23 protein-coding genes are annotated in these 21,564 nt (G+C 62.3%); 10 read left to right on the forward strand and 13 right to left on the reverse strand.

Annotated elements, in window-relative coordinates:
* Nucleotides 1-80: 80 nt before the first annotated feature.
* From OZ428_RS31010 to OZ428_RS31020, 3 genes are all read left to right on the forward strand, one after another.
* Nucleotides 81-1,163, forward strand: coding sequence for a hypothetical protein (locus OZ428_RS31010; protein WP_269132219.1), 1,083 nt, complete (start codon nt 81-83; stop codon nt 1,161-1,163).
* Nucleotides 1,164-1,226: 63 nt separating this feature from the next.
* Nucleotides 1,227-2,018, forward strand: coding sequence for a substrate-binding periplasmic protein (locus OZ428_RS31015; protein ID WP_269132220.1), 792 nt, complete (start codon nt 1,227-1,229; stop codon nt 2,016-2,018).
* Nucleotides 2,019-2,239: 221 nt separating this feature from the next.
* Complete coding sequence (locus OZ428_RS31020) at nt 2,240-4,117, forward strand: DEAD/DEAH box helicase (RefSeq protein WP_133075440.1); 1,878 nt, start codon at nt 2,240-2,242, stop codon at nt 4,115-4,117.
* Between the two features lie 67 nt (nt 4,118-4,184).
* Here the strand turns inward: OZ428_RS31020 and OZ428_RS31025 are convergent, their stop codons facing one another.
* On the reverse strand, nt 4,185-4,763 hold the full coding sequence (locus tag OZ428_RS31025) for a YceI family protein (protein ID WP_016976077.1): 579 nt from the start codon (nt 4,761-4,763) through the stop codon (nt 4,185-4,187).
* 32 nt (nt 4,764-4,795) lie between these two features.
* Nucleotides 4,796-5,347, reverse strand: coding sequence for a cytochrome b (locus OZ428_RS31030; protein WP_033897097.1), 552 nt, complete (start codon nt 5,345-5,347; stop codon nt 4,796-4,798).
* Nucleotides 5,348-5,619: 272 nt separating this feature from the next.
* On the opposite strand from OZ428_RS31030, the gene OZ428_RS31035 reads away from it, so the two are divergent.
* The gene (locus OZ428_RS31035; protein WP_269132221.1) at nt 5,620-7,026 is read left to right on the forward strand and encodes an adenosylmethionine--8-amino-7-oxononanoate transaminase; all 1,407 of its coding nucleotides are present in this window, start codon (nt 5,620-5,622) and stop codon (nt 7,024-7,026) included.
* 151 nt (nt 7,027-7,177) lie between these two features.
* Complete coding sequence (locus OZ428_RS31040; protein ID WP_133075442.1) at nt 7,178-7,897, forward strand: 16S rRNA (uracil(1498)-N(3))-methyltransferase; 720 nt, start codon at nt 7,178-7,180, stop codon at nt 7,895-7,897.
* Between the two features lie 20 nt (nt 7,898-7,917).
* On the opposite strand, the gene OZ428_RS31045 is transcribed toward OZ428_RS31040, so the two are convergent.
* A complete protein-coding gene (locus tag OZ428_RS31045) occupies nt 7,918-9,141 on the reverse strand; it encodes a D-amino acid dehydrogenase (RefSeq protein ID WP_133075443.1) in 1,224 nt (407 codons plus the stop codon).
* Nucleotides 9,142-9,249: 108 nt separating this feature from the next.
* Here OZ428_RS31045 and OZ428_RS31050 point away from each other — a divergent pair, with 108 nt between their 5' ends.
* Nucleotides 9,250-10,152 carry a LysR family transcriptional regulator gene (locus tag OZ428_RS31050; protein ID WP_133075444.1) on the forward strand — a complete coding sequence of 301 codons (903 nt, stop codon included), beginning with the start codon at nt 9,250-9,252 and terminating at the stop codon, nt 10,150-10,152.
* Here the strand turns inward: OZ428_RS31050 and trhA are convergent.
* Nucleotides 10,147-10,764, reverse strand: coding sequence for a PAQR family membrane homeostasis protein TrhA (gene trhA, locus OZ428_RS31055; RefSeq protein ID WP_016976069.1), 618 nt, complete (start codon nt 10,762-10,764; stop codon nt 10,147-10,149). The two genes, OZ428_RS31050 and trhA, sit on opposite strands and share 6 nt — an antisense overlap.
* Before the next feature lie 322 nt (nt 10,765-11,086).
* Here trhA and OZ428_RS31060 point away from each other — a divergent pair, with 322 nt between their 5' ends.
* Genes OZ428_RS31060 through OZ428_RS31075 form a run of 4 tightly spaced genes read left to right on the forward strand, consistent with a single transcriptional unit; the run spans nt 11,087 to nt 14,248 of the window.
* The gene (locus OZ428_RS31060) at nt 11,087-12,166 is read left to right on the forward strand and encodes a TauD/TfdA family dioxygenase (RefSeq protein WP_269132222.1); all 1,080 of its coding nucleotides are present in this window, start codon (nt 11,087-11,089) and stop codon (nt 12,164-12,166) included.
* Between the two features lie 24 nt (nt 12,167-12,190).
* A complete protein-coding gene (locus OZ428_RS31065) occupies nt 12,191-12,754 on the forward strand; it encodes a chromate transporter (protein WP_133075446.1) in 564 nt (187 codons plus the stop codon).
* On the forward strand, nt 12,754-13,296 hold the full coding sequence (locus OZ428_RS31070; protein ID WP_269132223.1) for a chromate transporter: 543 nt from the start codon (nt 12,754-12,756) through the stop codon (nt 13,294-13,296). Before OZ428_RS31065 ends, OZ428_RS31070 begins: the two co-directional genes overlap by 1 nt.
* A gap of 37 nt (nt 13,297-13,333) precedes the next feature.
* Complete coding sequence (locus OZ428_RS31075; RefSeq protein WP_095013851.1) at nt 13,334-14,248, forward strand: LysR family transcriptional regulator; 915 nt, start codon at nt 13,334-13,336, stop codon at nt 14,246-14,248.
* Nucleotides 14,249-14,391: 143 nt separating this feature from the next.
* On the opposite strand, the gene madM is transcribed toward OZ428_RS31075, so the two are convergent.
* From madM to mdcA, 9 genes are all read right to left on the reverse strand, one after another.
* Complete coding sequence (madM, locus tag OZ428_RS31080; protein WP_010207194.1) at nt 14,392-15,156, reverse strand: malonate transporter subunit MadM; 765 nt, start codon at nt 15,154-15,156, stop codon at nt 14,392-14,394.
* A gap of 1 nt (nt 15,157) precedes the next feature.
* Entirely contained in the window at nt 15,158-15,562 is a 405-nt protein-coding gene (gene madL, locus OZ428_RS31085; protein ID WP_061434475.1) for a malonate transporter subunit MadL, read from the reverse strand.
* A gap of 67 nt (nt 15,563-15,629) precedes the next feature.
* Nucleotides 15,630-16,529: a malonate decarboxylase subunit epsilon gene (gene mdcH, locus OZ428_RS31090; RefSeq protein WP_269132224.1), complete on the reverse strand. Its 900-nt coding sequence runs from the start codon at nt 16,527-16,529 to the stop codon at nt 15,630-15,632.
* Entirely contained in the window at nt 16,526-17,113 is a 588-nt protein-coding gene (locus OZ428_RS31095) for a malonate decarboxylase holo-ACP synthase (protein WP_269132225.1), read from the reverse strand. The genes mdcH and OZ428_RS31095 overlap by 4 nt, the downstream gene beginning before the upstream one ends.
* On the reverse strand, nt 17,107-17,877 hold the full coding sequence (gene mdcE, locus OZ428_RS31100) for a biotin-independent malonate decarboxylase subunit gamma (RefSeq protein WP_269132226.1): 771 nt from the start codon (nt 17,875-17,877) through the stop codon (nt 17,107-17,109). Before mdcE ends, OZ428_RS31095 begins: the two co-directional genes overlap by 7 nt.
* Nucleotides 17,874-18,716 carry a biotin-independent malonate decarboxylase subunit beta gene (locus OZ428_RS31105; protein WP_269132227.1) on the reverse strand — a complete coding sequence of 281 codons (843 nt, stop codon included), beginning with the start codon at nt 18,714-18,716 and terminating at the stop codon, nt 17,874-17,876. The genes mdcE and OZ428_RS31105 overlap by 4 nt, the downstream gene beginning before the upstream one ends.
* Entirely contained in the window at nt 18,709-19,008 is a 300-nt protein-coding gene (locus tag OZ428_RS31110; protein ID WP_015886328.1) for a malonate decarboxylase subunit delta, read from the reverse strand. The genes OZ428_RS31105 and OZ428_RS31110 overlap by 8 nt, the downstream gene beginning before the upstream one ends.
* Nucleotides 19,008-19,841 (reverse strand): triphosphoribosyl-dephospho-CoA synthase, encoded by an 834-nt coding sequence (locus tag OZ428_RS31115; protein ID WP_269132228.1) that lies wholly within the window; start codon nt 19,839-19,841, stop codon nt 19,008-19,010. Before OZ428_RS31115 ends, OZ428_RS31110 begins: the two co-directional genes overlap by 1 nt.
* Nucleotides 19,842-21,512: a malonate decarboxylase subunit alpha gene (gene mdcA, locus OZ428_RS31120; protein WP_269132229.1), complete on the reverse strand. Its 1,671-nt coding sequence runs from the start codon at nt 21,510-21,512 to the stop codon at nt 19,842-19,844.
* Nucleotides 21,513-21,564 lie beyond the last annotated feature (52 nt).

The raw sequence follows: 21,564 nt of genomic DNA on the forward strand, positions 1-21,564 counted from the left end.
TTGTTCAAGCAGTACCCAGGCCCTCGTTTATACGGGGGCTTTTTTTGTTCACACACTCCCGGAATGGAAGCCAGCAGTAAATGAATACAGCGTCCCCGACTCCTCGCCCACAGCTGGTTTACCTGGTATTTGGCGCCGAGACCTACCATCAGGAAGCGGTATTCAGCATCGCCAGCGCACTCGCGCATCTGGGCGGTACTCAGAACATGCCGTTGGACATCCAGGTGTTCAGCGATAACCCAACGCCCTACGCGGGGTTGCCGGTGCAGGTCCACACACTGGACGACGCCACGCGCCAACGCTGGAGCGAACCCCACGGCTACCATTTCCGCACCAAGCACGTGCTGTTGCGCCAAGTCCTCGAAACCTCGGAACGCGCGCTGCTGATCGACACGGACACGTTTTTCCACGACTCGCCCATGGCACTGTTCGAACGCGTCGCCCCCGGCACCCTGCTGTGCAACGCGTTCCACGCCAAGTACGGCGATAACCGCGAAAGCCCGCTGTACGGCTCCCTGGCGAAAGTATTGGCAGAAAAAGGCTTGGCCGATGACGACATGCCGCTGCTCAATTCCGGCGTCATGGGCCTGGCCCGAGAGGACGCGCACCTGCTGGATCACTCCATCACACTGATGGACGACCTGTTCCTGCTGGCGGGCGGTGCGTACACCCTTGAGGAGTTCTGCCTGTCGGTGGTTGCCTACCGCACGGTCAACGTGCGCCAGTGCCCGGACCTGATCCACCACTATTGGAGCCGCAAGCAACTGTTCCGCGCCAAGGTCAAGGCTTGGATCACCAAGCACGCCGCCGCCCCCATCAGCGCCGAGGCGTTGGCCGACACACGCAAAGTCTCCGCCCACCTGCCGCGCCCACCGCGCCTGCAGCGCCAGATGTACAAGCTGATCACCCTGGCATTGCCCAAGCGCAAGCAGCAGTTCATCCGCGAGATTCTCTACGGCTGCTACGAACACGAAAACGAATTCGACCAAGCCTGTGGCCCGGTTTGGTGGGACAAAGCCCGGCAGAACCAGGAAGAACGCCAGAAATGCCCGGTGGATGCGCACCAATTGGAACACTGGTTCGCCAACCCCTTGGTACGCCTGATTCTCGGCGAGCGGCGCGCAGCCATCCATGAACACCTGATGAGCTCAGAGGCCAAATAGCATCGCCCGCAGATGCGTGCGCCAGAGCTTCTCTTTAAGGCAGGAGCGTCGTAACCTCAGGGCATGCCCATCATTCTGAAGCTTGTGACCGCTGCCCTTTTGACTTGCCTGAGCCTGGCCGCTTACGGCGAGAAACTGCGCATTGTCACCGAGCCCTGGGCGCCCTATGTGTATGAAGAACAGGGCACCATGCAGGGGCTGGACTACGAAACCACGGTGATCGTGTTCCAACGCCTGGGTGTGGATGTGCAATGGCAGTTCCTGCCCTGGAAGCGCTGCCTGGCCATGCTCGACCAGGGCCATGCCGACGGGGCGCTGGATATTTTCCACAGCCATGAGCGCGACGCCTTGCTGCTGTACCCCAGCGAACCGCTGTCGGAGGTGGAGTTCGTGCTGTTCTACGCCAATGAGCGCCCCCATCCCGTTCAAAGCCTCGAAGAGGTGCGCGGCCTGACTGTCGGTACGTCGCCGGGGTATCTGTACGGCGCGGCATTCAGCGATTCCACCCTGTTCAACCGTGAGCCCGCCCCCAGCCATGAAGCCAACTTCGGCAAATTGATGCTCGGGCGTATCGATCTGGTGATCACCGACCGCCGCGTAGGCCAGCATGTGATCAAGACGCTGGGCCTGGAAGGCAAGGTCAGCCAGGCGCCGTTGGTGGTCAGCCGCCAGCAGCAGTTCCTTGCGGTGCGTCGTGGCGCGGGCATGGACCTGTTGGTACAGCGCTTTGCCGCCGAGCTCAAACGCTTCAAACAAGAACCGGCCTATAGCGCCTTGAGCGCCAAATATGGTGGAATCCAAGCGATTACGGGGTCTGGACGCACCGTTGAGCAGCAGGAAAGCAGCGCGCCGTGATTGCTCTGTTATACTCCGGCCTTTCCGCCAGGCTCACGCCCGGCCGCTGAGGTCTTGAAAAAGGCACCCAACCCCGCTACAGCGCAGCTTCCAGCCCGCGCGAGCCGGTGGAGTGCCCGCCAGACGCAGCAGGACCGGACGGGATAACGCTCCCCTAAGCGTCATTCACGCCCGGCAAGATTATCCCTTTGGGCCAAGCCCTAACTAAAACAGGATTACTCATGTCCTTTGCTTCCCTCGGTCTCTCCGAGGCTTTAGTCCGCGCCATCGAGGCAGCGGGCTATACCGAGCCTACTCCGGTGCAACAGCGGGCCATTCCCGCCGTGTTGCAAGGTCGCGACCTGATGGTCGCGGCTCAGACAGGTACTGGTAAAACCGGCGGCTTCGCCCTCCCGATTCTGGAGCGGTTGTTTCCCAATGGTCACCCGGACAAATCCCAGCGTCACGGCCCGCGCCAACCGCGCGTACTGGTCCTGACCCCCACCCGCGAACTCGCCGCCCAAGTGCACGACAGCTTCAAGCTGTATGCCCGCGACTTGAAGTTCGTCAGCGCCTGCATCTTCGGCGGCGTCGGCATGAACCCACAGGTTCAGGCCATGTCCCGTGGTGTGGACGTACTGGTCGCCTGCCCGGGTCGCTTGCTCGACCTGTGCGGCCAAGGCAGCGTCGATTTGTCCCACGTGGAAATCCTCGTGCTGGACGAAGCCGACCGCATGCTCGACATGGGCTTTGTCCATGACGTGAAAAAGGTCCTCGCGCGCCTGCCGGCCAAACGCCAGAACCTGCTGTTCTCGGCCACGTTCTCCCAGGACATCACGGCCCTGGCTGGCAAGCTGCTGCACAACCCGGAGCGCATCGAAGTCACGCCGCCGAACACCACGGTCGAGCGTATCGAGCAACGTGTGTTCCGCCTGCCTGCCAGCCACAAGCGTGCGCTGCTGGCCCACCTGATCACCGCCGGCGCTTGGGAACAGGTGCTGGTCTTCACCCGCACCAAGCATGGCGCCAACCGCCTGGCCGAGTACCTGGACAAGCACGGCCTCACCGCCGTCGCCATCCACGGTAACAAGAGCCAGAACGCGCGCACCAAGGCCCTGGCTGACTTCAAGGCCGGCACCGTACGCATCCTGGTCGCCACCGATATCGCCGCCCGCGGCCTGGATATCGACCAGTTGCCACACGTGGTCAACTTCGAGCTGCCGAACGTCGATGAAGACTACGTGCACCGTATCGGCCGTACTGGCCGTGCCGGTCGCTCGGGTGAAGCCATCTCCCTGGTGGCGCCGGACGAAGAAAAACTGCTGAAAAGCATCGAACGCATGACCAAGCAGAAAATCGCCGATGGCGACCTGATGGGCTTCGATGCCAGCACCGTGGAGGCCGAGAAGCCTGAAGCGCGCGAGCGTCCAGACGTGCGTAATCCGCGCAACCCACGCGGTCCGAAGGGTGATGGCCCGAACGGCGGCGGTGGTGGCGGTGGTCGTCGCGACAAGGGCAAAGATAAAGGCAAGGAAAAATCTGCGACCAGCGGCCGTGGCGAACGCCCAGCCCGTGAGCAGAAACCCCGTGAAGGTACCCCGGCCCGCGAACAGCGCCAGCCGAGCCAACCGCCACGCGCCGCTGCCGACCGTGCGCCGGACGAGTTCCTCGACGACGACGTGGATAACTTCGGTAACCGCGTTGACTACGTGCCACAGGCCAAACCGGCCCAAGGCCGTGGCCGTCGTCCAGGTGCCCCGGCACAGGGCGCAGGCGCTCCACGTGGCGGTCAGCCACAAGGTGGCCGTCAGAATGGCCCACGCAACAGCAGCGGCGGCACCACGGGTACGCCACCTGCCAAGCGCAACGGCCCGCGCAACGGTGCACCCCGTGACGGCCAGGCGCGCCGCGAAGACTCGCGCAGCAACAACCGTCGCCCAGCCCGTGACGACCAGCCTCGCTCGTCCGAACCGGCCGTGCAGAACCCACGCGGTGGCCCTGCACCAAAGATCATCCACAAGGAGTCGAAAGCGGATCGCTTCCCGACACCCGAGCAGTTGGATCAGTTGCCAGGCCGTCCTCGTGGTGAAAAGCCAGCGTTGCTGACCCGCAACCGCTGAGTTTTGTAGCCCAATAAAAAATGCCCCGCATCTTTCGATGCGGGGCATTTTTTTGTGCAGGCAGAAATTACTTCTGCTTAACACCTTCCAGCGAGATGTCCAGGTCCACAGTCTGCGAGGACGGGCCAGGGCCTTTGATGCCGAAGTCGTTCAGGTTGACGGTGGTCTTGGCGTTGAAGCCGGCACGCTCGCCGCCCCACGGGTCTTTGCCTTCACCGTTGAAGGTGGCCTTGAAGGTCACCGGCTTGGTCACGCCGTGGAAGGTCAGGTCGCCGGTCACGTCAGCGGTTTTTTCGCCGGTCGATTTAACGGCGGTAGAGACGAACTTGGCGTCAGCGAACTTGGCAACGTCCAGGAAGTCTTTGCTGGCGATGTGCTTGTCACGTTCTGCGTGGTTGGACCACAGGCTGGCGGTTTTCACATCGACCGCGATTTTGCTGGCCTCAGGCTTGGCGGCGTCCCAGCTGAAGGTGCCATCCCAGTCCTTGAAAGTACCGTGGATGAAGCTGTAGCCCAGGTGGCTGATTTTCCAGTCGATGAAGGCGTGCTGGCCTTCCTTGTCGATCTTGTAGTCAGCAGCCATCACCTGACCTGCAGACAGCAGGGCAGTACCGATTGCCAGAGCGGCGAGGGTCTTTTTCAACATGCGTTCTATTCCTTGTGAGTCGAGGTTGAACATCAGGCTTTGCGGCCCAGCATACGAAGCAGGGTCACATCACGGTCAATGAAGTGGTGTTTCAACGCAGCCACGCCGTGCAAGCCGGCGAAGACCACCAACACCCAAGCGAGGTACAGATGCACCAGGCCGGCGTTATCTGCCTGGTCCGGTAGTCCGGAAACCACGGCAGGAATCTCAAACAGGCCAAACACCGGGATACCGACACCGTCTGCGGTGGAAATCAGGTAACCGGCGATCATCACGGCAAACAACCCGAGATACAGGAACCCGTGGCCAAAGGCAGCGCCGATACGGGTCATGCGGCTGTAGCTGGCCAGCGGTGGCGGCGGCGGGCTCACCAGGCGCCAGACAATACGCACCAGCATGATGGCGAACAGCGTGATGCCAATGCTCTTATGCAGGTCCGGCGCGTCTTTACGCCAGGCGCTGTAGTAGTCGAGACCGACCATCCACAGGCCCAGGGCGAACAAGCCAAACACCACCAGGGCCACGCCCCAGTGCAAAACCATGCTGACCCAGCCATAGCGGGCCGGTGAATTACGTAACTGCATGTACTTAATCCCGTAGTAGTGCGCCCAAGACTAGCGATTTACCTATCGAATTAAAGCGGAAAATTTCGCTTTGAAATATCGAGAAATACGATCTTGAGGGTATGAAGCGTAAATTAACATCGGATTAAGGACTATCCAGAAGAAACGTGACAGACCGTCCTGCCTTTACCGTCAATTCATAGGTAATGGCTTGTGACACAGCCATGCATTGCATAGGCTTGCGCGATTGTTTTACCTGCGCCCGCCGCAGGACCGCTTCGAGGAGATCACCGATGGGCTTGAACAACCAGTGGATGCAACGCGACCTGGCGGTGCTGTGGCATCCCTGCACCCAAATGAAAGACCACCAGCAACTGCCGCTGATCCCGATCAAGCGCGGTGAAGGCGTGTGGCTGGAAGACTTCGAAGGCAAGCGCTACCTCGATGCCGTCAGTTCCTGGTGGGTCAACGTGTTTGGCCACGCCAACCCGCGTATCAACCAGCGCATCAAGGACCAGGTCGACCAGCTGGAACACGTGATCCTGGCCGGTTTCAGCCACCAGCCGGTGATCGAGCTGTCCGAGCGCCTGGTGCAAATGACGCCTGAAGGCATGACCCGCTGCTTCTATGCCGACAACGGCTCGTCCTGCATCGAAGTCGCGCTGAAGATGAGCTTCCACTATTGGCTCAACCGCGGCCTGCCGAACAAGAAGCGCTTCGTCACCCTGACCAACAGCTACCACGGCGAAACCATCGCTGCGATGTCGGTGGGCGACGTGCCGCTGTTCACCGAGACCTACAAGGCGCTGCTGCTCGACACGATCAAAGTGCCAAGCCCCGATTGCTACCTGCGCCCCGAAGGCGTGAGCTGGGAAGACCACTCGCGCACGATGGCCCAGGTAATGGAACAGACCCTCGCCGAGCATCACGACACCGTTGCCGCCGTGATCATCGAACCGCTGATCCAGGGCGCCGGCGGCATGCGCATGTACCACCCGGTGTACCTCAAATTGCTGCGCGAAGCCTGCGATCGCTACGGCGTGCATTTGATCCACGACGAAATCGCCGTAGGCTTCGGTCGCACCGGCAGCATGTTTGCCTGTGAGCAGGCCGGCATCCGCCCGGACTTCCTGTGCCTGTCCAAGGCCCTCACCGGTGGTTACCTGCCGTTGGCCGCCGTGGTCACCACCGATGACGTGTACGACGCGTTCTACGACGACTACCCGACCCTGCGCGCCTTCCTGCACTCCCACAGCTACACCGGCAACCCACTGGCGTGTGCGGCAGCGTTGGCCACCCTGGATATCTTCGAAGAAGACAACGTCATCGAAAACAACAAGGCCCTGGCCCAGCGCATGGCCACCGCCACTGCGCATCTGGTGGACCATCCACACGTGTCGGAAGTGCGCCAGACCGGCATGGTGCTGGCTATCGAAATGGTCCAGGACAAAGCCACCAAGACCGCCTACCCGTGGCAGGAACGCCGTGGTCTGAAGGTGTTCGAGCATGCCCTGGAACGTGGTGCACTGTTGCGGCCACTGGGCAGCGTGGTGTATTTCCTGCCGCCCTATGTGATTACGCCGGAGCAGATCGACTTCCTCGCCGAAGTGGCCAGCGAAGGCATCGATATCGCCACTAACAGCAGTGTCAGTGTTGCGGTACCAAAAGATTTCCACCCAGGCTTCCGCGACCCCGGTTGATTTGTGGCGAGGGAGCTTGCTCCCGCTGGGGTGCGAAGCGCCCCCAAAAGCAGGCGACTGCTGCGCAGTCGAACGGGAGCAAGCTCCCTCGCCACAGTTATTTTGCTCCTGCGTTATCTCGCGCCTACACAGAATTTTGCAGAGAAAAGAAATGAGACTGTCCCGTTTTTTCACCGACACCCCGCTGAGCCTTGGCGATCACGAACTGCCGGAAGCCCAGGCGCACTACATCAGCCGTGTGCTGCGCATGGGCGAAGGTGACGCCGTGCAATTGTTCGACGGTTCCGGCCAGGAGTTCCGGGGCAGCCTGCTGGAAGTCGGCAAGAAACGCGTTAGCGTGCAACTCACCGAAAGCTTTGCCGGCCAAGCTGAATCGCCGCTGCACATCCACCTGGGCCAGGGCTTGTCCCGGGGCGAGCGCATGGATTGGGCTATTCAGAAAGCCACCGAACTGGGCGTCAACGCCATCACGCCGATTTTCAGCGAGCGCTGCGAAGTGCGGCTCAAGGACGAACGCGCCGACAAACGCCTGCTGCACTGGCGCCAGGTGGCGATCAGCGCCTGCGAACAATGCAGGCGCTCCACGGTGCCGGTGATTCACCCACCACTGCTGTTGGCGGACTGGTTGAAACAGACCGAAGCGGACTTGAAGCTGGTGCTGCACCCGGTGGCCGAGCCGATGATCAGTCACGCCAAGCCTTCCAGCCTGGCCTTTCTGATCGGCCCTGAAGGTGGGCTGACCGACAATGAAGTCGACACCGCCCAAGCCGCCGGCTACCACGCGGCCCGCCTCGGCCCACGTGTGTTACGCACCGAGACGGCACCCGTGGTGGCGTTGGCAGTCGCCCAGCAGTTGTGGGGCGATTTCTAACGCTTTCTTCTGCAACTCGATCAAATCAGCGCTGGCTCAAGGCCTTGCATATCGATGGAAGGGGCGCGCTGGCTGATCAGCTCGGCCAGCAACTGCCCGCTGCCACAGGCCAATGTAAAACCCAGCGCGCCGTGGCCAAGGTTCAGCCACAGGTTGCGGCAGGTACTGGCGCCAATCAACGGTACGCCGGTCGGCGTCGCCGGACGCATACCGGCCCACTCCACCGCGTGGGCATAATCGCCGGCGAGCGGGAATGTCTCCAGTGCCTGGCGCTTCATCAATGCGAGGCGTTTGGGCTCGAGGCTGGCGTCGAAGCCGACGATATCCACCATGGCCGCGACCCGCAGCTGTTCACCGATGCGTGCGTAGACGATCTTGCGGTCGTAGTCGGTGATGCTCACGTTCAGTGCCTGGTGTTGAGCACCAATCGGTACGCTGAGGCTGTAACCCTTGAGCGGGTACAGCGGCAACGGCACACCCAACTCGGCGCTACGATATCCGGCCGCCAGCACCAGATGCTCAACGGGCATCACCTCATCCCCTAACTCGATGGCCTGCACTGTGCCCGCGGCGTGGCGAATACCGGTGACCTTGCGGCCCAGCAAAAACCGGCAACGTCCCGACGCTTCCAGCCGCGCCGCCAACTGCTGGCAGAAGGCATGACAATCAGCGACTTCTTCATTCGGCGTGTAGATCCCGCCGACAAAACCACCGTCCGCCAGCGCGGGTTCGAGGCGTGCGCAATCGGCGGCTGAGACCACTTGCTGTTGCAGGATATCGGTGACCTTGCTGCGCGCCTTTTCAAAGGAAGCGCCACTGCGAAAGGTCACCAGCTTGCCGTTGCGTCGCCAGTCAAAGCCGTCCAGGCGATCATCCTCGCGCCATTGCTGCAAGGTGTCTTGGCTCAGCGAAGCCAGGCGCAGCAGATGCGCGGCATTGCGCTTGTTTACCGAGCCACGGCAGGCGCCCAGAAACGCCGCCATCCAACGCCACTGCTGGGGATCGAGGCGCGGGCGCAGCTTCAACGGAGAGTCACCGCGCAACAACCAACCGATGGCTTGCAGCGGCACACCCGCATCGGCCAGTGGCGCCACGTAGCGATAGGACAGTTGACCGCCGTTGGCGAAGCTGGTCTCGCTGCCCAGGGTCTCGCGCGCGTCGATCACCGTCACCTCATGACCGGCACGCACCAACGCATAGGCGCTGGCCAGGCCAATCACCCCACCCCCGATAATGCACACCATTTGCGCCGTCCGCCGTTGAATCCAGAAGTCTCAAGCCTAGGGGCAGGTGACAGGCCGCCGACAATGAATAAAGATGGCTCGCCTATAAACAAAGGTTATGGACGTGCCATGCGCTTGCGTCATATCGAAATCTTCCAGGCCATCCGCCAGACCGGCTCCGTCAGCGCCGCCGCGCAGTTGTTGCATGTGTCGCAACCGGCGGTGACCAAGGTGCTGCAACACGCTGAATTGCAGCTGGGCTTCCCGCTGTTCCTGCGAGTGCGCGGCAAATTGCAGCCCACCCCGGAAGCCCTGGCGCTGGAAAGCGAAGTGGAGAAAGTCACCGAAAGCCTGCAAGGCGTGCGACGCCTGGCCAAGAGTCTGCGCCGTGCACCAGGCCAGAGCGTACGCATCGGTGCGATCCCGGCGCTGGCCTTGTCACTGCTGCCGCCGGCGATTCTGGAATGGAAGCGCGACTACCCGGACATGGCCTGCGAACTGTCCAGCGACCATAGCCGCGAGCTGGTGCAGAAGCTGCTGATGCGTGAGATCGACCTGGCGCTGACGCTCAACTTCTCCGGCCATCCGGGGTTGACCACGCAGGTGCTGGCCAACGGTGTGCTGGTGGCGCTGGCGTCCAAAGGCTATTGGTCCGACGCCGAATTGAGCCAGCCATTGCCCCTGGCGAATCTGGCAGGCACGCCGCTGATTGGCCTGTCCAGCGCCGACCCGCTGGCCGCGAAACTCGACAGCTACCTGGAAAACGTCGACCCACCGCCACGGGTGACAATCGCCGTGCAAACCTACTCCCTGGCCCGCGCCATGGTGGAGTCCGGCGCCGGCCTCACCGTCATCGACCCCTTTACGGCCCTGGGTGCCTCGACGGCCACCACGTGCATCCGCACGCTCACGCCGCCACTGCCGATCACCCTGTACGCCCTGACCCGCGCCGATGAACCGCCGCCGCACATGCTGGCCAATCTGCTGCAGATCTTTGGCCAGCGTGCCCGTGAGCTTCTGGAGCGTTTATAGGACGTAGTGCATGATCGCCACGAAGTGCAGCAAACTCCCGCCGATCACAAACAAATGCCAGATCCCATGGGAGTGGCGCAGGCGGTCCTCCAAGGCAAAAAAGATGATACCGACGGTGTATAAAACGCCGCCCGACGCCAGCCAGATAAACCCCGCCGTGCCCAATGCGGCAAGCAGCGGCTTGACCGCCACCAGCACGATCCAGCCCATCACCGCGTAAATCACGATCGACAGGATGCGCGCCTCGGAGCGCGGCTTGATCTCCTGCAGAATGCCGATCACCGCCAGCCCCCACACGATGCCAAACAGCGTCCAGCCCCACGGCCCTCTCAAGGTCACCAGGCAAAACGGCGTGTAGCTGCCGGCGATCAGCAGGTAGATCGAAAAGTGATCGACCTTCTGCATGATCTCTTTTCGCCGCCCCTTCACGCTGTGGTACACGGTCGAGGCGCTGTACAACACCATCAGGGTAAAGCCATAGATCGCCACGCTGACAATCTTCCAGGGGCTGCCGTCCAGGCTCGCCACCACCAACATCCACACCGCGCCGATACAGGCCGCAACCGCCCCAAGCAAATGGCTCCAGGCGTTGAATCGTTCCCCGTGATACATGTGTCACTCACCTCTGAATTACCGCTGCTAGACCAGATCCAGCCTTGTGCAACTCAAGAAAAAACACCCGATGTGATTATCTGACGCATATGTGACAACGTTTTTCGCATCGGCAACACAGCGCATTGGTCGACCTGTCGGTTTCTTTGTTTCAGTCGAAGCAAAAGGAGTATTCGTCTGTTAACAAAGAAAGGCCCCTCAAGCCAAAGTGCTTGCCTCCTACCGACAGACGTAAAGGGTCAGCTACCGCACGCACCGCCGTTTGACCCCGCGCAACCGTTGGACTATGTAGCTCGAACCCCGTCTGCCAGGAGTTCGAAAAATGCCTCCCAAGCCTCCAGGTGTCGGCGAGCTGTTGCCCGAGTCCAACGAACCGTGGAATGCCGCCAGCTTGCGCGACGCTCACCGCCAGTGGGTCTACACCCTCTCCACGCCGCAAATCCACGAAGTGGAACGAGCCCTGGAACAGATTCAGCGTTGCGCAAAACCGGCCTTGCGCTGCACGCCGCTGGACTTTCCTCTGCCCACCTTGCACGCCATGCTGCAAAGAGCCGTTCTCTCCTGTGAGACCCGCCTGGGTCTCTTTTTGATCCGTGGGCTCCCCATCGCTCACCTGAATGAAACCCAGGCACGCTGGCTGGCCTGGGGCATCGGGCTGCACCTGGGGGTGCCGCTGATCCAGAACGACGCAGGGCAATTGCTGGTGGATGTGCGCGATATCAGCGCCGGAGAACACCGGCTGCGCGACAACATCACCAACGCGGCCATGGGGTTTCACGTCGACGCCTGCGACCTGTCCGCCCTGCTCTGCCGACGCAAGGCTGCTTATGGCGGGCACACCTGGGTGACCAATATGCTCACGGTGCACAATCAACTCGCCCGGCAAAACCTTGCCTGGCTCCAGGCACTCTATCAACCCTTGCCGTTCCTGGACCTGGCACGCCAAGGTTTTTTCCGCTGCCCGGTTTTCGCCGTCCACCACGGCGTTTTTGCAGGCCGCTTCTACCGTAAACGAATCCTCGCCTGCCGCCATTTACCGGGTGCACCCAAGCTCTCCGACGCCACCTGGGACGCTGTCGATGCTTTCGAGCAATTGGCATCGGCCCCGGAAAACTGTCTGGAAATTCACTTGCAGCCAGGCGACCTGCACCTGTTGAATAACCACGTGGTCTGCCATGCCCGCACGCCGTTCACCGATATCGGGCCACTGGATGACAAACGCCACCTGTTCCGCCAATGGTTCGCGACGCCCTTCAGTCGCCCGTTGCCCCAGGCGTTTCGCCAGGCCTACGGCCGCACGGAGGCCGCGACGCTTCGCGGGGGTTATCAAGGGTGGCAGCCCACGGCGAGTACCCTACGCTTCCAAAAACAACTAGCCGAATGCCATGGGGTGATTGTCTGAGCGCTCCTGCCAGTGGAACCGAACATGTCCGAGCCCCCTCTCGCCCCGCCACCCAGGCTGTGGCAACTGTTTTACAACTTTGCCTGGGTTGGCCTTTGTGGTTTCGGCGGCGTATTGCCCTGGGCGCGGCAGATGATGGTCGACCGCAGGCGCTGGCTGACTGAGGCCGCGTTCAACGAACTGCTGACCACCGGCCAGTTCTTTCCTGGCCCCAACATTGCCAACGTCGGCATCATCTATGGCCGGCGTCTGCATGGCTTGCGCGGCGCGTTGGCGGCGGTGTGCGGGCTGTACCTGTTCCCCTCGTTGATCACCGTGCTGGCCGGCTTCGCCTATGCCAAGTGGTGGAGCCACGATGTGGTGCAGCAGATCTTCGGCGCCGTCATGCCGATTGCCACTGGATTGATGCTGGGCACCACCTTGCGCCTGCTCAAGGCCATGCCGCGTACGCTGGCCAACTACAGCGCCTTCGTGCTGACCTTTGTCTTGATGGCCATCTTCGTGCTGCCGCTGTGGATGGTGCTGCTGATCTGTATCCCCAGTTCCCTGGCCTTGAGCTTTATCGGATCAGGCAAGGTGGCCGGCTGATGCAAACCGTCCTGCTGCACCTGATGATCCAATGCGCGCTGTGGTCGCTGATGGCGATTGGCGGCAATACCGTGGCGCTCAGCGATATCCACCGCTACACCGTCACCGACATGAACTGGATCACTGACGCGCAATTCGTGGCGTTCTTTGCCTTGTCCCAGGCACTGCCGGGGCCGAATGGCATGTTCCTGGTGTTCATCGGCCAGCAAGCCGCAGGACTGCCCGGCGCGCTGGTGGCACTGGCCGCCAAGCTGTTGCCCTGCTCGGTGGTGACTTACCTCGGCGCCGGCTGGCTGGAGCGCCATACCGAAACGCCGTGGGTGCAGCGGGTCAAGCGCAGCTTGCTGCCGATTTCCATCGGCCTGATCCTCGCCGCCAGCTACATCCTGATGAACAGCCTGGAAAACAACGCCACCAGCCTGGTGCTGACCCTGGCCAGCGCCGCCGTGGTGTATTACACGCGGCTGAATGCGATCTGGCTGATCCTCCTCGGCGTGCTATTGGGCCTGTGCAGTGCATGGCTGGGAGCGGACTGGTTTTAGGGGCACAATCGACAGCATTCGAACCAGAGCCACGGCCATGCTGATCGACGAAGAATTCACCCTCAAAAAGCTCGAGATCTTCCTGGCGTTCATGCGCACCGGCAACCTTGCCCGTGCCGCCGCCGAGCTGCAAACCAGCAACGTCAGTGTGCACCGCGCCATCCACTCCCTGGAAAACGCCTTGCGCTGCCCGCTGTTCAAACACGAAGGCCGCAACCTCACGCCGCTGGAAAGCGCCTACGTCTTGGAAGAACGCGCACAGAAACTGGTGGCCGATGTGGTCGACAGCGTGCGCCTCACCCGCGAAGCCGCTGGCTTCTCGGCCGAACGCTTCAAGCTCGGCTCGCTGTATTCGCTGACGGTGAAGACCGTGCCGCAACTGATCATGGGCCTGAAGATCCGTCGCAGCGAACTCAACATCGACCTGATCCTGGGCTCCAACTTCGACCTGCTCTACAAGCTCAAGAACATGGAAGTGGACGCGATCCTCATCTCCCTCGACGAGCACGCCAACGACCCGGACTGCGAACAGATCGCGCTGTTCTCCGACGATATTTTCCTCGCCACCCCGGCGGATTCTCCGTTCGACCGCGACCAGCAAATCGATCTCGCAGATGTGCGTGACGCGACCTTCATCACCCTCACCCAAGGCTTCGCCACGCACCAGGATGGCAATCGCGTGTTCAAACAGGCGGGGTTCGAGCCGAAGGTGGCGATGCAGGTCAATGACATCTTCACGTTGCTGAGCATGGTCAGCTCAGGCGTGGGTTATGCGCTGCTGCCAGGGCGGATTGCGGCGGTGTATGAGAACCGCGTGAAGTTGATACCGCTGCAACCCCGGTATCGGTTGCAGCAGCATATTGGCGTGGTGTTCTTGAAGGCCAAGGAAAGGGACCCGAACTTGTTGGCGTTGTTGGCGGAGTGCCGGATGTACGCCAATCGCCAGGCTTGAGACATTCCTTGTGGTGAGCGGGCTTGCCCCGCGCTGGGCTGCGAAGCAGCCCTAAGGCCTGACACAGCAGTTGGCCTGAAATAAATCAGTGTTTTTGATGGGGCTGCTGCGCAGCCCAGCGCGGGGCAAGCCCGCTCACCACATTAACCGACCAGGCCGCGCACGATGAAGTACAGCAACGAAGGCCCAAGCAAACACCCAAGCCCGGTGTGGAACGTCGCCGTCAGCGCGCCATACGGCACCAACCGCCGATCTGTCGCCGCCAAGCCAGCGGTCACGCCGCTCACCGTACCGGCCAACCCACCAAACACCATCGCCGAGCGCGGGTTGTCCAGCCCCATCCAACGCGCCGCGACCGGCGTACCCACCATCACCAGGATCGCCTTGATCAACCCGGTGGCAATCGACAGCGCCATCACATCCGACGTCGCGCCAATCGCCGCGCCGGTCACCGGGCCGACGATGTAGGTGACGGCGCCCGCGCCAATGGTGGTCATGCTGATCGCATCGCGATAACCAAAGGCCCAGGCCATGCTCGCGCCGACGATAAACGGCAGGATCGTGCCCAGCAGCAACGCGATCACACCGATCATTCCGGCCTTGCGCGCCTCGGTGGCTTGCACTTCAAACGCCGTGGCGACGATGGCGAAGTCCCGCAGCATTGCGCCGCCCATCAGGCCGATGCCGGAGAACAGCGCCAGGTCCGCCAGGCCTTTCTGGCCGCCGGTAATGGTGCCGCCGACCCAGGCCAAGACCAGGCCGATGACAATGGCAATCGCCGAGCCATGGATGCGCCCGAACGTCAGGCGCTTGGACAGCACCACCGAAATCCACATCACCACGCCAACGAAGGCGAACGCGGTAATCAGGCCATTGTGTTCCAAGCCTTTTTCAATGAGATCCCACATATCAGCGGCCTCCCGCAGGAACGATCAGCGGTTCTTCATCGGGCAGCGGTTCGCCCTTGTGGGTACGGCTGATCAGCGCAATGGTGCAACCACACACCACCACTGACCCAATCGCCGCGAGCACCGCCACAGGGCCACCGTGCAGAGCGGTCACCACGTTTTGTTGCGCAGCCATCGCCACCACCACGGGGATGTACATCGCGCCCCAGAAGCCCACGCCCATTTCGCAATCCTTGGTCATCCCGCCGCGTTTCTGCATCCACAGGCGAGCGCAGATCAGCAGGATCATCGCGATCCCCACCCCGCCCACGTTGGATTTGACGCCCAGCAACACGCCGAGCATGTCGCCCATGATCACGCCCGCGAGCGTGCAGATCGCCAGCAATGCCACACCGTAGATAATCATTGTTGTTGTCCTCAAAGTGCTCGATCGAAATTGTTGTTGTTGTGCTTCGAAAGCCTTGGGTGCTGCTTTATCGGTGGCGGTGCTCCTCCTCTTGCAGCAGGGCCTGCAAGGTGTCCAGGCGCGCGCCTTCGCAGGCGATCACCGTGCCTTGTTCGAATACGCGGCGTGACAGGCCGGTGAGCACGGCGCCCGGTGGCAGTTCGATCTGCAGGCGCACGCCGCGCTCGTAGGCGCTTTGCACGGTGCCGCGCCAGTCGACGATGCGACACATGTTGAAGGCCAGGTCGTCGCGCAGTTGTTCAGGGTTGTGGATCGGCCGCGCACGGGTGCTGCTCAGGTAGGTGATGCGCGGTGCCTTGAGTGGCACGAAGGCATGCGCCAAGGCCTGGGCCGGTTGCTCCAACAATGCGCAATGGGACGGCACGCTGACGGCCAGGCGCTTGGCGATGCCGTTGCCTTTGATGCGACTGGCGACAAGCTTCATGGCCTGGTCGCTGCCGGCAATCACCGTCTGGTTGTCGGCGTTGATATTGGCCAGGTACACCGGGGTTTCGCGGCTATGGATTTCGGCCAGCAGGTTTTCGACGGTGGATAACTCGGGGCCGATGATTGCGGTCATGCCATAGCCCTGTGGATAAGCGTTCTGCATCAGCTCGCCGCGCAGGCTGACCAGTCGGATCGCGTCGGCGAAATCCAGCGCACCGGCAATCACCGCTGCCGGGTAAGCACCGATGGACAACCCTGCGACGTAATCCGGCGTGTGTTGCAGCAGGCGCGCGTGGGCCACGCCAGCGATCAGCAGGCAAAGCTGCACGGCGCGGGTACTCGCCAGGGCCTGCGCCGAATCCAAGGCGCGAACGTCTTCGCCCAAGGCATCGCTGGCGTGTTCCAACACGTCGGCCGGCAACGCCTGGAGCATGCCCGGACGTTGGGCGCCTTGCCCTGGGAACACCAAAAGGCTGCTCATGCCACGGCCTGCCAAGGATCAATGACGAGGTGCGCACCGCGGGCGGTTTTCAATAGCACCCGCCGCGATGGACCGGCCCATTCGCGCAAGGCGACGGCGCCGAAAGGTGTTTGCAGTTGCATATCCACAGCGCACGCGGCGTTGTCCAAGATTGCCAGCAAGTCGCGTGCATCGTTGCGATCCAGCGGCTCGGGCGTGCGCAGCATCAAGTCCAGATCGCTCTGGACATGCAACGCTTCAATGCCCGTGGCCAGCTCAAACCCCGCGCTGCCGGTGATGCCCCAATTCAAGGGCGCCAGCACCGGCCGCAGTTGTTCGAGTGCGTGCAAGGCCGGTAAGTCCCGTGTCGAGGTAACCTCACGCAGCGCTTGCGGCGTGACTCGCCGCTGTACAGCGGCAATCGGCATCTGGGCGGCAAACCGCTGCTCGCGCAAACGTCCGCGCACGCCCACCGCGACCCAGCCCGGCGTGGCGATTGCGCGACGCACCACCACCGTGCCTACCGCCTCCACCGCCCACGCCGGAGCGTCAGCAGGCAGATGCGCCGGGGTCATGCCCCAGAGCAAATCGTGGGCGTTCACCATTGTTCCCGCAGCAGTTGGCGTACGTGGCTGGAAGCCGCGCGATTGGTCGCACCAAGGCGGACGCTCAAGTCGGTGCTGCCAATATCCTTGATCGCACTCACCAGGCAATCGCTGACCCGCGCCACATCCTCCGACGTGGGTTGTTCAATCTGGCTGACCGACAAGGTTTCCCACAGCAACCCCAGGCTGGCGTAACTGTCGATGTCGTAGGCCATGGGCGGCACGCTGGCGGCCAGGGCTTCCAACTCTTCAACGCTGCGCAGCGTCACGCGCGCGGCCGAGGCCTTGCCCATGGCGTGCACCATCACACCGGGATCGCGCAGGGCAATCAGGCGATTGGCTTGGTACCCATGAGCGAGAAAGGCACCGGACATCGCCTTGCCGACCAACAGCGCAATCACCGGGTGCCCCGCCAGACGCGCACGGGCATAGCTGTCGGCGGCGGCGGCCAGGGCTTGGTGAATGCCGAGGGCTTCTTCGCGACGGCCATAGGCTTGGCTCGGTACATCGACGATGGCGATGATCGGGCGTTTATCGCCACGGGCGATGGCTTCATCGACGGCCTTCGCCAGCCCCCAGCCTTCCAGCAGGCCGACTTCGCCGTTGCGTGCACGGGGGAAGCGGTTTTGCGCGTCGGTGACCACGGCGATGTAGCGCACGGGCTGTTCACCCAACACACCCTCAGCGACTTTCAACGAGCGTGGCAAACCCTCAACAGCTGTCGCTCCGGCGCTCAATGCGTTGAACCACTGCAAACCTCTCATGAGCGTTCTCCTTGATACAGCGCACGTACCGTCGCCGGGTCGATTTGCGGGGTGGTGTCCAGTTCAGCCAAGCGCGCCAGGTAATGCTCGGCCTGACGGCTGCGTTGTTGGGTGGGCAGGCCTTGTTGCAGCAATGCGCTGACGGTGTGTTGAATCTCGGCCACATCGTCCGCCACATAACAGTCGGCCAAGCCGCTGTTGAAGCGTTGCTCACCGCCGGTAAGGCTCCAGATGAAAGGCCGGTCGCGGGAGTCGTACTCCTCAAGCCCCGCTTCCTGTTCGATGACTTGCGGGCCATTCAAACCCAGGCGTGCTTCGCGGGTGACAACAAGGTAACTGCACAACCCAGCGGCGATGGACATGCCGCCAAAGCAACCGACACTGCCCGCCACCACGCCGATCACTGGCTGGTATTGGCGCAGATCGACAATCGCCGCGTGGATATCCGCAATGGCTGCCAGGCCCAGATTGGCTTCCTGCAAGCGCACGCCTCCGGTTTCCAGCAACAGGACAGCGCGGGTCGCAATGCCCGTGCGATTGTCCTCGGCCGCCAGTTCCAGGGCGCCCGCAATTTTTGCACCGCCGACTTCACCGAGGCTGCCGCCCTGGAAGTTGCCTTCGATGGCGGCAACCACCACCGGTTTTCCGTCGATGCTGCCCTTGGCAATCACCACCCCATCATCGGCCTGGGGCACCACGCCTTGACGGCTGAGCCACGGCGACATGACGCGCTGGAACGGGTCGATCAATTCACGGTAGGACCCGGCGTCCAGCAACGCCTTGGCCCGCTGCCGCGCGCCCAATTCAACGAAGCTGTGTTTGGCGAGTAAGTCAGTCATGGCCGATCTCCTCGAAACCCTGCTCCAGGCGCAAGCGCACCACGCCGGGGGTGGCGCCGAAATCGTGGATATCAATGTTCAAGGCCGGTGGCGTCTGTTCCTGGAAGATGCGTTCGAACAGATGCTGCCAGCGTTGCTCGGCGCCATTCACCGAGGTCTGAACCTGGATGGTCAGCGTGCCCGGCGTGCCCGGTTCCAGCAGCACCTCCAGGTCGCCCGAGCCGACGCAACCCACCAGCGCACGGCCTTTTGGCGGCTGACCGGCGGGGAATTCAAAGGATAAGGTTTCCATCACAACGCTCCGTCGAGGCGGTCGATAAACAGGCAGGCGGCCAACAGGTCGGCGGCGCCGCCGGGGGAGGCATTCAGGGCCAGCAGTTGAAGGTCTAACTCATGCAATTGGCGACGCCCGGCCAGCGTTGCGCTGCCACCTGCATCGAGCACCGCTCGAGCACCCTGCTGCATCGCTAGCAGGCCTTCGGGACCGGCACGGTAAAGCACGCAGGTATCGGCCAGTTCGGTCATGATCGCCAGCAAGGCATCCAGGCGGGCGTTCTGTTCGCCTGCATTGTGCTGGCGGCTTTTGTGCAGTTGCGGCAAGCCACGTTGCACCACCGAGGGAAAGCCGAGCTGGGCTTCTTCACGGGCGCCGCGTGCGCCGTAGCGCTGGGCAACCTGGGCGCCGTGACTCATGGGTTGCGGCGCGTAGCGGTCGTTGAGCAGGGCTAATCTGGCGGCGTTCAGGGTGATAGAACGCGGTTCCAGCGCTGCCGCTGCGGTGAGCAAACCGAGGGCCCAGATTGCACCGCGATGGGTGTTCACGCCGTGGGTGGTGACGAGCATTGCTTGCTCACCTTCGCGGCCAATACGCCCAAGGGCTTCGCGAAGGGGCAAGCCGACTTCACCGAACTCAATCGCGGCTTCGGCCATTTCCTTGAACATCGGCCACAGCGACAACGCCGAGGCGTGCATCAGGCCCAGGTGCAAATCGCTATGGGCGCCGTTGCCGCGGCGGTCCACCAAGGCCGGTTTGGGCGACAGGTCGGCTTCATCGATCAGCGCATCGACGGCCATATCCGCCAGGCGTTCAGCGAGGCTCAATTCATGCAGTTTGAGTGCGCGCATTTACCAGCTCCTGAATTTGGCAGGCGGGTTGTACAGGCCACCGGACCAGTCCACCAGGTCGGCCACGCTCTTGGCGGCCAACAGTTCGCGGGTGGCGTCGGTACGGCGAATCCCTAAGTCTTCGGGCAAGGCGATCAAACCTTCGCGGCGCATGCGCGCGGTGTCCTTGGGGTTGTGGCGCATGCCGATGGCGGTGACGCCAGCGACGGCGGCGATCATCGCCTGGCGCTCTTCGAGGGAGCGCGCCTTGTACAGATAGGCGATGCCCTCTTCGGTGAGCAAGTGGGTGACGTCATCGCCATAGATCATGATCGGCGCCAAGGGCATGCCGCTTTTGCGTGCGACTTCCACGGCATCGAGGGTGTCGACGAAGGTGGGTTTGCCGCCTTCCTGGAAGGTCTCGACCATTTGCACCACGAGTTTTTTGCCGCGTTCCAACAGCGCTTCCGGTGCATCGTCGTAGCGCATATCCAGCCAGGCGGGCGTGCCATGGCGACGACCACGCGGGTCGTGGCCCATGTTCGGTGCGCCGCCAAACCCGGCGAGGCGTCCACGGGTCACGGTGGAGGAATGGCCGTCGCCGTCGACTTGCAGGGTGGCGCCGATAAACAGGTCCACCGCGTATTGGCCGGCGAGTTGGCAGAACATCCGGTTGGAGCGCATCGAGCCGTCGCGACCGGTGAAGAACACATCCGGCCGGGCGGCTATGTAGTTTTCCATGCCCAGTTCAGTGCCGAAGCAGTGCACGCTTTCCACCCAGCCACTTTCAATCGCGGGGATCAGGGTGGGGTGCGGGTTGAGGGTCCAGTTGCGGCAGATCTTGCCTTTGAGGCCGAGGGATTCGCCGTAGGTGGGCAGGATCAATTCAATGGCGGCGGTGTTGAAGCCGATGCCATGGTTGAGCGACTGCACATTGTGTTTTTCGTAGATGCCACGGATCGCCATCATCGCCATCAGCACATGCACTGGCTTGATGTGGCGCGGGTCGCGGGTGAACAGCGGTTCGATGTAGAACGGCTTGTCGGCCACCACCACAAAATCCACCCAGCTCGCCGGAATGTCCACGCGGGGTAAGTCCGTAACATCGTCCACCAACTGGTTGACCTGCACGATCACGATGCCATCGCTGAACGCGGCGGGCTCGATCAGCGCCGGGGTGTCTTCGGTGCTGGCGCCGGTGTAGATATTGCCGGCGCGGTCGGCCATGAACCCGGCGGAGAGCACCACATTGGGGATCAGGTCCACCACCAGCCGCGCGTAGAGTTCGATGTAGGTGTGGATCGCGCCGATTTCCAGCAGGCCGTCTTCCAGCAACTGGCTGATGCGCAGGGATTGGGTGCCCGCGAAGGAGAAGTCCAGCTTGCGCGCGATGCCTTTTTCAAACAGGTCCAGGTGCTCTGAACGGCCGACACTGGGCATGATCATGTGCAAATCGTGGAGCTTGGCGGGGTCGGCTTTCGCCAGGGAGCGCGATAGAAAATCCGCCTGTTTCTGGTTGTTGCCTTCCAGTACCACACGGTCGCCGGGGAGGATCAATGCTTCAAGCGCCTCGACGATCTTGTCGCTGGGCAACACCGCCCCGTCTGCGTATTTTTTGACCAGCCCGAGCCGCCGCTGCTTCTCGTCGCGCCGCCGCGTCCAGCGCGAGTCGGGGGTGATTGTTGTTGTCATGGTCGCTCCACGGGTTTGCTGTCGTGGGGCTTACCTTAGGAGTGATTGAGAG

The sequence above is a fragment of the Pseudomonas sp. GXZC genome, assembly GCF_026967615.1.
GTDB lineage: Bacteria > Pseudomonadota > Gammaproteobacteria > Pseudomonadales > Pseudomonadaceae > Aquipseudomonas > Aquipseudomonas azotoformans_A.